The organism is Anaerobacillus sp. 1_MG-2023 (assembly GCF_030547345.1).
In the GTDB taxonomy this organism is placed as follows: Bacteria; Bacillota; Bacilli; order Bacillales; family Guptibacillaceae; genus Guptibacillus; species Guptibacillus hwajinpoensis_B.
Window position 1 is genome coordinate 196217 of the sequence record NZ_JAUORD010000004.1, and the last position, 12472, is coordinate 208688.

The 12472-nt window shown below is 38.4% G+C and carries 11 protein-coding genes; all 11 read right to left on the reverse strand.

All coding sequences use genetic code 11. The features are described from left to right. Window positions 1–119 precede the first annotated feature (119 nt). Window positions 120–509 (reverse strand): adenosylmethionine decarboxylase, encoded by a 390-nt coding sequence (speD, locus tag Q4550_RS09510; protein WP_194219317.1) that lies wholly within the window; start codon window positions 507–509, stop codon window positions 120–122. A 487-nt stretch (window positions 510–996) separates the two neighbouring features. Beyond that, window positions 997–2025, reverse strand: a complete 1029-nt coding sequence (locus tag Q4550_RS09515; RefSeq protein ID WP_303532128.1) for a glyceraldehyde-3-phosphate dehydrogenase — start codon at window positions 2023–2025, stop codon at window positions 997–999. A gap of 170 nt (window positions 2026–2195) precedes the next feature. Then, window positions 2196–2789 (reverse strand): dephospho-CoA kinase, encoded by a 594-nt coding sequence (gene coaE, locus Q4550_RS09520; RefSeq protein WP_303532130.1) that lies wholly within the window; start codon window positions 2787–2789, stop codon window positions 2196–2198. A 16-nt stretch (window positions 2790–2805) separates the two neighbouring features. Further along, entirely contained in the window at window positions 2806–3438 is a 633-nt protein-coding gene (gene ytaF, locus Q4550_RS09525) for a sporulation membrane protein YtaF (RefSeq protein ID WP_303532132.1), read from the reverse strand. Window positions 3439–3503: 65 nt separating this feature from the next. After that, window positions 3504–4334: a DNA-formamidopyrimidine glycosylase gene (gene mutM / locus Q4550_RS09530; protein ID WP_303532133.1), complete on the reverse strand. Its 831-nt coding sequence runs from the start codon at window positions 4332–4334 to the stop codon at window positions 3504–3506. Between the two features lie 20 nt (window positions 4335–4354). After that, window positions 4355–6982 carry a DNA polymerase I gene (gene polA / locus Q4550_RS09535; RefSeq protein ID WP_303532135.1) on the reverse strand — a complete coding sequence of 876 codons (2628 nt, stop codon included), beginning with the start codon at window positions 6980–6982 and terminating at the stop codon, window positions 4355–4357. Window positions 6983–7307: 325 nt separating this feature from the next. Next, a complete protein-coding gene (gene pnpS / locus Q4550_RS09540) occupies window positions 7308–8726 on the reverse strand; it encodes a two-component system histidine kinase PnpS (protein ID WP_303532137.1) in 1419 nt (472 codons plus the stop codon). Then, complete coding sequence (locus Q4550_RS09545) at window positions 8726–9442, reverse strand: response regulator transcription factor (protein WP_303532138.1); 717 nt, start codon at window positions 9440–9442, stop codon at window positions 8726–8728. Before Q4550_RS09545 ends, pnpS begins: the two co-directional genes overlap by 1 nt. 196 nt (window positions 9443–9638) lie before the next feature. Then, complete coding sequence (locus tag Q4550_RS09550) at window positions 9639–10118, reverse strand: MaoC family dehydratase (protein WP_303532139.1); 480 nt, start codon at window positions 10116–10118, stop codon at window positions 9639–9641. An 86-nt stretch (window positions 10119–10204) separates the two neighbouring features. Next, window positions 10205–11143, reverse strand: a complete 939-nt coding sequence (gene mdh / locus Q4550_RS09555; RefSeq protein ID WP_283153889.1) for a malate dehydrogenase — start codon at window positions 11141–11143, stop codon at window positions 10205–10207. Between the two features lie 47 nt (window positions 11144–11190). Continuing rightward, window positions 11191–12462, reverse strand: coding sequence for an NADP-dependent isocitrate dehydrogenase (icd, locus tag Q4550_RS09560; protein WP_194219307.1), 1272 nt, complete (start codon window positions 12460–12462; stop codon window positions 11191–11193). Between the last annotated feature and the right edge of the window lie 10 nt (window positions 12463–12472).

The window sequence follows — 12472 nt, forward strand, 5'->3', positions numbered from 1 at the left end:
AATAAATGACTGATAAATCAATCACATTGAAAGTAATAGGACCGTGAGGAAAAGCGAGATGTCGTATTAGTGAATATAAAAAAAGAGTGCACTGAGCACCCTTTTCAATCATTGTATTATTATGAAGTAAACGCTGACTGTTCTTCTCTAACTTTAGGTTTCACAGGACCCATGCCTCGAGGAAGTTCAATGTTTTCTCGTGAATCTGCACCTAGAGCATCAGCAATATAGTTAGCCGCAACGTTGGGATCAAGATCACCACAAGTATATACATCAATACTTGCATAACCATGTTCAGGAAAACTGTGAATCGTTAAGTGTGATTCAGAAATAATAACAACACCACTAACACCTTGTGGAGCGAATTTATGAAATGCAACTTCACGAACCTCAGCACCAGACTTCAGAGCAGCTTCAACAAACGTTTCTTCAATAAATTTCATGTTGTTTAATTTTTCAATGTCACAGCCCCATAGTTCAGCAATGACGTGACGACCCATTGTATCCATAGCAAAATTCCCCCTTTAAATTTACTCATGCATTGATTAGCATGCGGTATCGAAAATCCACCACGGGGGAAAGTTAGTCCGATGAGGTCCTAACCCTTTAAGTAGTTTTCAATGCCAAATTGCTATAAAAGAAGTTCACGAAAAATAGTATAAGGCTTTTAAAATAGATTTGCAAGAATAAATTAGAGAACCTTTTTGTTAATTCGTCTTTATAGAGCATTAAAGCTCCTCAAACTCTCATATGACTAATTTTATCCTATTAGCTGTAGTATGAATCAATCATTCAAATATATTTGGTTTATCGTTAACTGCTCCGTTAACTAAGATGTGCATTTCGCTTTTTTACACACCGACTAGATTAACAAGCCTTGTTGATTTTTGTAGTATTTACGCGCTGTGTTCCCCCATTGATTCGAACAAAATCGAGATATCAATAACACAAGCATTTAAAAAAGAAGCGGTGAGATACCGCTTCTTCTCCTTCTTTCTATACGATTGCTTTCAATCTCTCGGGTATTCTTTCTCCCACATATTTCGCCATGTCAACAACTCGGCATGAGTAACCCCATTCGTTATCGTACCAGGCAAGAACCTTTACTTTCTTATTCTCAACGACCATTGTAGAAAGTCCATCGACAATCGATGAATGATCATTTCCGTTGTAATCAATGGAAACGAGAGGTTCATCAGAGTAGCCAAGAATTCCTCGAAGCGGTCCCTCGGAAGCAGCCTTTAAAGCATCATTAACCTGATCAATTGTCACATCCTTCTCTAGATCTACTACAAGATCTACAAGTGAGACATTTGGTGTCGGTACACGAAGTGACATACCGTTAAGTTTCCCCTCCAGGTGTGGTAGAACTTTAGAAATTGCTTTTGCCGCTCCTGTCGAAGTCGGTATGATTGACTGACCACAAGCGCGAGCTCTTCTCAAATCTTTATGTGGGTTGTCGATATTTTTTTGGTCATTCGTATACGCATGCACAGTTGTCATCATTCCCGAGACAACACCAAAGGATTTATCAAGCACCTGTACTACAGGAGCAAGACAGTTGGTTGTACAAGAAGCGTTTGAAAGAACGTGATGTTTCTCATTTTTGTATTCGCTTTCATTTATCCCCATAACAATTGTAAGATCTTCATTTTTACCAGGAGCTGTTATGATTACCTTCGTAGCACCCGCATCAATATGATAAGCTGCTTCTTCTCTTGTACGGAATTTACCAGTGGCTTCAATCACAATATCGATCCCCATATCCTTCCAAGGAAGACTTTTCGGATCACGATTGTTTATAACAACAACTTTTTTACCATTAATTTTTATCCCGTTTTCAACAGGGACTACTTCTCCATCAAATGTACCGTGAATGCTATCATATTTAATTAAATGGCTGAGCGTTTCCGGCGGATAGCTAGCGTTAATTGCCACAACTTCTAAACTATCTTCCATAATTGCCTTTCTAAATACCATACGCCCAATTCTTCCAAAGCCATTAATCGCTACTCTTGATTTCATCTAGCGTTCCTCCCGCCATATATGTGTTATACTTATTTCCCCTATCACAAAATTAGTATAACATATAATATGCAATTGAAAAGATTAATTTACACTATTTTTGTAAATTGTCATATATCTGAGCAATTGTCTAAATAAATGCAAAAAACACGCCAGAAAAGGCGTGTTTTTTAAATGATTTTCCATTTAGTTAGAATGTTCCTAAGCTGCTTATCTGTTTCTTCACGTGTTCCCATATTATCAATCACTTCGTCAGCAAGCTTTTTCTTCTGTTCGATAGGCAATTGAGAGTGTATGCGATCAGTTGCCTCTTCTTCTGTACTACCGTCCCGCTCCACTAATCGTTTCAATTGAACGTCAGCATTAACATAGACAAGGAGTGTTTGATCTACCATATGAGTCAGTTTACTTTCAAATAACAGCGGAATATCGAATACCACGTGAGCGTTTCCTTGTTCTTTATAAGCTGCAGCTTCGTCAAGCATTCCTTTTCGAATAGCAGGATGAAGAACACGATTTAATTGCTTACGCTTGTCATCGTCCTTAAAGATAACCGAGCCAAGCTTCTTCCGATCAAGCCCACCATTACCATCCTTCATTTCCTCTCCAAACAAACGAAAAATCTCTTCTAGAGCTGGCTCACCAGGTTCAACTACTTTTCTTGCCATCACATCTGCATCAATTATTGGTATGTTATATTGACGAATCATTTCTGCCACAGTACTTTTTCCACTAGCAATTCCACCCGTAAGTCCTATATCCATCGTATCTTCTCCTTTCCTACATTCTCATAAAGCCCAGAATGATGAGTAAACACCCTGGTAAAAAAGAAAGTTTATCCATCCATTTAATATTTGAAGTGAAGTTACCAAACTTAAGACCTAAAAGCAGGAATAACGAACTCATACATGCAATTAAAAGAGCAGTTTCAATTGGTGGAAACCCAACCATTGACGCACCAATCCCTGCTCCAAAGGCATCAAGCGACAATGCTGCACCGAGCATGATAGCTTCAATACCTGTAATCGTACCGGAGTCATCAAAATCGGCTGTTGTCGGCTTTCTTAATATACTGATGACCACTCCAAGCGACCGAATTTCATAATGAAGAAGGATTCGCTCTGAAACAGTTTTTTCTGCTTCTTTATTGTTACGAAACATTTGATACAGCACCCAGCCACCAAGCGCAATAAGGATGCCGCCTCCAATACGCTGGGCTAATATATCTGATATCCATAATTGTAAAAGTGACCCAAACCCCATAGCGAACAACATGGAGACCGCCGAAAAGATTGAAATAATGAGAATTGACTTAAAAGGAATCCTCATTCTTCGCAAGCCATAAGTTAAGCCGACCCCAAATCCATCTACACTTACTGCAAGTGCTAAGAAACAAAGAGAAACCCAGTACATAGGCGAGCTCCTTCCATACTAAAATCTTAAATAGTATATGAAAGCAGCCCATCCAACGCTACGAATCACTCATTTCTCTGACAGGCAGGACAAAATGTCGTACCGCGCCCACCGACTACGATTTTGGAAAGTTCTCCACTGCACCTCTTACACTCTTGACCTGCTCTACCATAGACAAATAGACTGTCCTGATAAGTTCCAACTTTCCCCTGACTATTTACATAGGAACGTATTGTACTTCCACCTTTGTTTACAGCCTCTTTTAACGTATTCACAATCTCAGCATGAAGCTCTTCAATTTCGTTTTCTTTTAACGTTGAAGCCACTCGCTCAGGATGAATACCAGCTTTAAACAATGCCTCATCCACATAAATATTTCCTAATCCCACAACGATTGTTTGATCTAATAACACCGTTTTTACTTTCCTAGAAGTCTTTTTAAACCCCTGTTGTAAAACTTCTGGGGTAAACTGATCAGAAAATGGTTCATAACCTAGCTGAGCAAGCGGCAACTCATTTTCTTCTATTCCAATCGGAAACAAGTGCATCGTGCCAAATTTACGTACATCATGGTATCGAAGTTCTGTCCCATCATCAAAAGTGAAGAATACGTGAGTATGATGATCAAACTCTTCTTCTATAGATGTTAACTTATATTTCCCTTCCATTCGAAGATGCGAAACGATCACATCATCCTCGAGTATAAGCTTTAGAAACTTCCCTCTTCTTCTTACACCCTTAAATGTCTGTCCAATCACCTTCATTTTAAATTCTTCGACATCATCAGGTTTCTTGATGATTTTTGGCCATTTTACTAATACATTTGTAATCCGTTTCCCTACAATTAATTCTTCGAGCGTGCGTTTAACTGTTTCTACTTCTGGTAATTCAGGCATTATTCTCTCTCCTTTGATGCCTACTTCGCATCATACCAGGTGGAGCCATATTCATAATCAACTTTCAGCGGTACATCCAGTTTGATTGCAGATTCCATCACTTCAGGTACGATCCGTTTTAACGTTTCAATTTCTTCTTCTGGTGCTTCAAAAATTAATTCATCGTGTACTTGAAGTAGCATACGCGTTTTTAGATTTTCTTCTTTTAATCGCGTATCCATTTGAACCATCGCAAGCTTAATAATATCAGCAGCCGTTCCTTGTATCGGTGTATTCATTGCCGTTCTTTCAGCAAATCCTCTTTGATTAAAGTTCCTTGAATTAATTTCAGGCAGATATCTTCTTCGCTGGAGCATTGTTGATACATACCCCTCTTCTTTCGCCTTAACAACTACATCTTCCATGTAATTTTTCACCCCTGGGAAACTCTCTAAGTACCGATCGATGAATTCGCCAGCTTCCTTTCTCGAAACGTCAATACTTTGAGAAAGACCATAATCACTAATACCATAAACAATTCCGAAATTAACAGCTTTCGCGTGTCTTCTCATGTTCGACGTAACGTCATCCTTGTTAACGTTGAACACATTCATCGCTGTTTTCGTATGAATATCCTCATCCTGTTGGAAAGCTTCGATTAAGTTTTGATCCTGTGCGATGTGTGCAAGGACTCTTAGTTCAATTTGCGAGTAGTCTGCCGCAAACATAACCCAGTTTTCATTAGATGGAATGAAAGCTTTTCTAATCTTACGGCCTTCTTCTAAACGAATCGGAATGTTCTGTAAGTTAGGATCTGTAGAGCTAAGTCGACCTGTTTGCGTGAGAGCCTGGTTAAACCTTGTATGAATTTTCCCAGTATCAGAATAGATGACTTTTAGTAAACCTTCTACATATGTTGAATTCAACTTCCCTAATTGACGGTAAAGAAGAATTTCTGGAATAACATCGTGTTTACTTTCAAGCTTTTCGAGTACATCAGCTGAAGTTGAATATCCAGTTTTTGTTTTCTTAATCACCGGAAGCTCCAGCTTATCAAATAGAACCTCACCGAGTTGCTTAGGCGAATTGATGTTAAACTCTGTACCTGCAAGTTCAAAAATCCTTGCTTCGATTTTGCTTAATTTCTCATTTAACTCTGCACCCATTTTCTCAAGGAATTTCGTATCGACGGATACACCTTTTGTTTCCATTTCACCAAGAACAAGGGTTAACGGCATTTCAAGATCGTGAAATAGCTCATACTGTTCATTCTTTTTTAACTGTTCTTCAAGTGTCTCTTTTAATTGGAAAACAGCGAAAGCTTTTCGAACAAGGTGGTCTGCAAGCTCGTCTTGTTCTGGAAGTTTGCGTTTTGCCCCTTTACCATAAACCGATTCATCAGAGGAAACGATTGAAAAGCCTTCTCGACGAGAAATAGCAGATATATCATGCGTTGATTCAGAGGGATTCAGTAAATAAGAAGCAATTACTAAATCAAACGTAATGCCTTCTAGCGCAATCCCTTTCCACCCTAAAGCAACAACTGCTCGCTTCGCATCAAACACCCACTTCTTCTGAGATCGATCTTCAAGGAAGTTCTTTAATAGCTTAGAAGACATTGCGACTTCGGTTGGTATGAAATAATTCCCATTTTCATTCACAATAGAAATACCTTGTATTTCCGCATTGTGATAATTTTCTTCCATTACCTCCACGATCATGGCAGATGGACTGATTAAATGATGCTCTTCAATTTCTTTAACCAAATCAAAAGACAATTCATCTATTTCTTGTTCTTCATTTTGCTCTCCACCAATTCGATTAAGAAGGTTCTTAAATCCGAGCTCATTAAATAATGAAACGACAGCATCATGTTCATATCCGCTATATGACAGATCATTTATTCCAAGCTCAAGAGGCGTCTCCTTAAATATTGTTACGAGCTCCTTACTCATCATGGCCTGATCACGGTTATCTTCAAGTTTTTCCTTAAGCTTTTTGCCCGACACTTTATCAAGCGACTCATAAACCGCATCAACTGTGCCAAACTGCTTTAATAATTTAAGAGCCGTTTTTTCTCCAACCCCTGGGACCCCAGGGATATTATCCGAGTTATCACCCATTAGCGCCTTCATATCGATAATTTGATCTGGAGAAAGTCCATATTTCTCATTAAGAAATGCAGGGTCATATGTATCAATATCTGTAATCCCTTTACGAGTTAAAGCCACATGAACGTTATCTGAAACTAGCTGAAGAAGATCCTTATCACCAGAGTATATTTTAACTTCCCAATCTTCCTTACTCGCAATGGTTGATACCGTTCCAATAATATCATCTGCTTCATAGTTCTTAATTTCATATCTCTTAATATTAAAGGCATCTAGCACCTCACGAATGACAGGAAACTGTTCACTCAATTCAGAAGGAGTCTTTTGTCTACCACCTTTGTATTCTGTATATGTCTTATGACGGAACGTAGTTTTTCCTGCATCAAACGCTACGAGCATATGAGTTGGTGATTCATTTTCAATAATCTTCAGCAACATCGTTGTAAAACCTAACACCGCATTCGTATATACACCCTTATCATTGTTTAGCAATGGCAATGCGAAAAATGCACGATAAGCAATACTATTTCCATCAATTAATACTAATTTGTTTTTCAATCGAAATCCTCCCGTTTCATTCATATAGACGTTTTATTATCGCTAAAATTATAAAAAGCGACGCCTGCTCCTTTCATTTTACCACGATGGCAAAAAGAAAGAAAAACAAGCGCCAATAAACAAAAAAAGCATAAGAAAATTACGACTTAACATTTTCAATAAAGTTTTGATTTTGTATAGAAAGCATTCCATAATATGAGCAAAAAAAAAGAGACGAGTTATACTCGTCTCAAAAATATGCTCTCGTCATGATGAAGGGGTCAATTGTTACTTTACAGAAATAGTTTAAAGGACATATAAATAGAGTGTAAAGAAATCGTAAAGTTTAGAAATATCTCTCTTTGTTAAGTGTAATCACGAATGTTGTCCCCTCTCCAAGTTCGCTCTTCACATCAATACGGCCATGATGGGCTTCAACAAGGTGTTTCACTATAGCAAGCCCAAGACCCGTTCCGCCTGAATTTCTACTTCTAGCCCGGTCCACTCGATAGAAACGTTCAAATATCCTAGGAAGTTCTTCTTTACGAATGCCAATTCCGTTATCCGAAATAATGAACTCAACAATGTCATTTGACTCTTTAACAGAAATCGTAACTTTGCCTTCTTCCGGTGTATACGTAATGCTATTGGCAATTAAATTCAGAAACACTTGTTTTAAACGATTTGTATCTCCTTTAATATGAAGATTCCCCTCATATTGGACATTCACTTCGATGCCCTTTTTTTCTGCTTTGCTTTGAGTCATTAACAAACAGTCATCAATAACCTCTTCTAAGTCCACAACTTGCCAGTTTAATGAGAAATGCTTTTGTTCCATTTTAGATAAATCGAGAAGATCCTGAATTAAACTTTGAAGTCGATCACTCTCATTTAGAATAATGGTAAGAAAACGAGTTCTAAAAGCTTTATTTTCCATAGCGCCATCTAATAATGTTTCAGCAAACCCTTTGAGCGAAGTCACCGGCGTTTTCAATTCATGAGAAACGTTCGCTACGAAGTCTTTGCGCATTTGTTCGAGCTTCTTCAGTTCTGTAATATCGTGAAAAACAAGGACAACACCCTTCAGCTTATTGTCCTGATCAAGAATTGGTGCACCAGACACATCAAAATGCCTTATTTCAATTCCTACTTCTAATTCAACCTGCTTACGCACTGTGTGTTCTACAAGAAGTGTCTCCTCAACAATACGAATAATATCTCGATAAGGAATAGCCTCATAATAAAGCAAGTCCATATAATCATTTACTTGGATTTGAAAGGTATCTTTATAAAAGCGGTTCACTAAATTAATATGACCTTTTGAGTCAATAAGAATTAAGCCGCTATCCATGTTTTCAATAAGTGTCATTAAGCGATTTTGCTGAATTTCATAAGATGTCGTCATGGTTTGCAAATTTCTAGCAAGTATATTTAAAGCATGACTTAGTTGTCCTGTCTCGTCTAGTTTATACTCATATGTTCTTGCCTTGAAATTTCCCGAAGCTAGTTCATTCGCAACCTTTAATGCTCCCTCCAGGGGCTTCGTTAACTGATTGGAGATACGAAGACTAAAATATATAATGATAAAAAAAGCAGCTGCAAAAGAAAAAATCAATATCAGCCACATATTCGTTAGAGTTTCCTGACTAGCACTCTCGAATAGAATTCCTTCAAATAAATTGCCAAGGAAAACGATCATCATAGAAAATACAATAAAGAGGATAACAAATTGAGCATTAAGAAAGCGTGAACGAAATCTTTTCATTAAATTGAGGGCTCCTCTAACTTATATCCAAGCCCCCTGATTGTTTTAATATATTCAGGTTTGCGCGTATTCTGTTCGATCTTTTCACGTAAGTGACTAACATGCACATCAACAATTCTCGTATCTCCTACAAAATCATAATTCCATACAGCGCTCAACAGCTGCTCTCTGGTAAGCACACGTCCTTTATGACGTAAAAGATAAACTAGTAACTCAAATTCTTTCGGGGTTACCTCCATAATCTTTTCTTGGAAGAATGCTTCATAATTATTGGGATATACTTCCAATTCTCCAACTTGGATTTTTTCGGATTCTTCCATTTGGCTAGCAGCCTTTGATTCCTCAAGTTGTTTCACTCGTCTGAGAATAGCTTTGATTCTGGCCACTACTTCCCTTGGACTAAATGGCTTCGTCATATAATCATCAGCACCTAGTTCAAGACCAAGCACTTTATCAAATTCATCATCCTTTGCAGTTAACATCAGCACAGGTGTGTGAATATGACGTTGTCTCAATTCTTTACATACTTCTAATCCATCCATTTCAGGTAGCATGAGATCAAGGATAATGCAATTCGGCTTTTCCTCAACCACGACTTCTAATGCTTCAGCACCGTTTTCAGCAGTGACGACTTCGTATCCTGCCTGTTCAAGATTAAATTGAAGCAATGTTAAAATTGATATTTCATCATCAACAACTAGTATTTTTTGAGCCATTGTCAAATCCCCCTAACGAATTTCCCCATTCATCAATACCGATTCTTATACCAGGCGGTTTTCTTTATTTTAGCCTGAATACCTTCATCATACTATTTTTTTCACAAAGGCAAAAGAAAAACTTAAGCTATCCACGGTATTAACCGTTTTCCATACGTATGAAAGTTCGTAACAAAAAAAGAGCCCAAAATGGGCTCTAAAAATTATCAAATGAAGTTGACTTTGTTAATGGTTTAGCAGGATATGGAGGGCTGACAGTGAAAGTTCCGTCTAAAATGGAATTCTCTGATTCGTTTACACCCTTAACATTTATGACGACTTCATGTGCTTCTTTAGACACGTTTGTGACTTCAAACTTGAAGTGAATCGTCTCATAATGATGCACCGGGTTTTCATATATTACGTCATGTTTTTTAAGACTACTTCCAGGTCCTGGCAAATATTTAGAAATAGCACCTGTTACGATAGCAAGAAGCATAATTTGCGGAACAATCGGCTTTTTAAAAGGCGTCATGGAGGCATAATCATGCTGAATGAATAGAGGATTGTTATCATTAGAAATTCCAAGGTAGAGAAGAAGATCTCGATCCTCTATCTTTTCTGATACCTCAAGCTTTTCTCCAACAGAAATTTCTTCAATCATTCGCCCGATTTTTCGTTTTTTTCCTAAAAGCATAGCTACCCCACCTTATATAAGAAAGCGCTTTCTCCTAATGTTGTAAAAGAGATCCGGTTAAAACCGGATCTACTTTATTGGCTTTATTAACCTAATACCGTCATAACTTTACGAACAGATTCAGCTGATTTATCCAGCTCTTTCTTTTCTTCGTCTGTTAAATCTAATTCGATGATGTCTTCAATCCCACCACCGCCAAGTATTGTTGGCACACCAAGGTATAGACCATCATAGCCATATTCACCCTCAAGATAAGCGATTGTAGGTAGCACACGGCGTTGATCTTTTAAAATGGCTTCAACCATCTCAACAAGAGATGCAGCAGGAGCATAATAAGCACTACCATTTCCAAGCAGGCTCACAATTTCCCCGCCACCTTTGCGTGTACGTTCTACAATTTCATTAAGTCGGTCTTCAGAAATAAGGCTCTGAAGTGGTATGCCCCCAGCAAATGAATAGCGAACAAGTGGTACCATATCATCACCATGACCACCAAGTACGAAACCGGTAATATCTTTCACAGAAAGATTTAATTCTTCAGCAATAAATGAGCGGAATCGTGCAGAATCAAGAATGCCTGATTGCCCAATGACACGGTTTTTAGGGAGACCTGACTCCTTAAACACCGTATACGTCATGGCATCTACAGGATTTGTTAGAACAACTATTGTCGTTTCAGGAGAATACTTTACGATTTCTTGAGTAACGCTCTTCATGATTTTGGCATTAGTATTCACAAGATCATCGCGACTCATCCCTGGTTTTCTTGCAATTCCAGCAGTGATAACGACAATATCTGAATCAGCTGTATCTTCATAGCTTGAAGTCCCTGTGATTTTAGAGTCAAATCCTTGAACTGGGCTTGCTTCAAACATATCAAGAGCTTTTCCTTTTGTCGGACCTTCTTGATTCGGGATATCTACAAGTACTACATCAGCAAGTTCTTTTTGAGCTAGCAGAAAAGCCGTCGTTGCACCTGTAAATCCTGCACCAATTACGGAAACTTTCTTACGTTTCATTGTCATTTAATAGCCACTCCTTTAATCCAGTTCAAAATTGGTGGTCTGTGGAATTAGTCCATATTGTTGATTAGTTCATCACCAAATTCAGATGTTTTCACTTCTGTTGCGCCGTCCATTAGTCGCGCAAAGTCATATGTTACAACTTTATTCGCAATTGATTTTTCCATGGAATCCAGAACTAGCTTAGCTGCTTCATTCCATCCAATGTGCTCAAGCATAAGAACGCCTGAGAGAATAACAGATGATGGATTCACTTTATCAAGACCAGCATATTTTGGAGCTGTACCATGCGTTGCTTCAAAAATAGCATGACCAGTTTCATAGTTGATATTGGCTCCTGGAGCAATCCCAATTCCACCAACTTGCGCTGCAAGAGCATCCGATACATAATCACCGTTAAGGTTCATTGTAGCGACAACGTCGAACTCAGCTGGACGAGTAAGAATTTGTTGCAAGAAAATGTCCGCAATCGCATCTTTCACGATGAGTTTGCCTTCACCTTCTGCTTTAGATTGAGCTTCGTTCGCAGCATCTTTACCTTTTTCTTCAACGATACGATCGTATTCAGCCCAAGTAAAGACTTTATCTCCAAATTCTTGTTCAGCCACTTCATAGCCCCAGTTTTTAAATGCGCCTTCTGTGAACTTCATGATGTTCCCTTTATGAACAAGCGTTACATTTCTACGACCTTCATCAAGAGCGTATTGAATCGCTGCGCGAACAAGACGCTTCGTTCCTTCTTCAGAAACTGGCTTAATACCAATACCTGAAGTTTCAGGGAAACGAATGTTTTTTGCACCCATTTCATCTTGAAGGAATGAAATCACTTTTTTCACTTCATCTGATCCTTTTTGGAACTCGATTCCAGCATAGATATCTTCTGTATTTTCTCGGAAAATAACCATATCTGTATCTTCAGGGCGTTTTACTGGAGAAGGAACTCCTTTAAAATAACGAACTGGACGAAGACAAGTAAATAAATCAAGTTCTTGACGAAGTGCAACGTTAAGAGAACGAATGCCTCCTCCTACAGGTGTTGTAAGTGGCCCTTTAATTGCAATTATGTATTCACGAATTGCATCAAGAGTAGCTGCTGGTAGCCATTCACCTGTTTTATCGTAGGCTTTTTGACCTGCATATACTTCTTTCCATACAATTTTCTTCTTTCCTCCGTAAGCTTTGTCAACGGCACCTTCGATAACTTTAGAAGCAGCTGCCCAAATATCAGGACCAGTCCCATCTCCTTCAATATACGGAATAATTGCGTGATCTGGAACATTTAGTACACCATTATTTACAGTAATCTTCTCTCCATTTGCCATTCTGTATTCC

What these genes read in the sequence shown, in the direction of transcription:
- speD (WP_194219317.1), bottom strand. Translation starts at nt 509, where the DNA reads ATGGATACAATGGGTCGTCACGTCATTGCTGAACTATGGGGCTGTGAC.
- Q4550_RS09515 (WP_303532128.1), bottom strand. Translation starts at nt 2,025, where the DNA reads ATGAAATCAAGAGTAGCGATTAATGGCTTTGGAAGAATTGGGCGTATG.
- coaE (WP_303532130.1), bottom strand. Translation starts at nt 2,789, where the DNA reads ATGGATATAGGACTTACGGGTGGAATTGCTAGTGGAAAAAGTACTGTG.
- ytaF (WP_303532132.1), bottom strand. Translation starts at nt 3,438, where the DNA reads ATGTACTGGGTTTCTCTTTGTTTCTTAGCACTTGCAGTAAGTGTAGAT.
- mutM (WP_303532133.1), bottom strand. Translation starts at nt 4,334, where the DNA reads ATGCCTGAATTACCAGAAGTAGAAACAGTTAAACGCACGCTCGAAGAA.
- pnpS (WP_303532137.1), bottom strand. Translation starts at nt 8,726, where the DNA reads ATGAAAAGATTTCGTTCACGCTTTCTTAATGCTCAATTTGTTATCCTC.
- Q4550_RS09545 (WP_303532138.1), bottom strand. Translation starts at nt 9,442, where the DNA reads ATGGCTCAAAAAATACTAGTTGTTGATGATGAAATATCAATTTTAACA.
- Q4550_RS09550 (WP_303532139.1), bottom strand. Translation starts at nt 10,118, where the DNA reads ATGCTTTTAGGAAAAAAACGAAAAATCGGGCGAATGATTGAAGAAATT.
- mdh (WP_283153889.1), bottom strand. Translation starts at nt 11,143, where the DNA reads ATGACAATGAAACGTAAGAAAGTTTCCGTAATTGGTGCAGGATTTACA.
- icd (WP_194219307.1), bottom strand. Translation starts at nt 12,462, where the DNA reads ATGGCAAATGGAGAGAAGATTACTGTAAATAATGGTGTACTAAATGTT.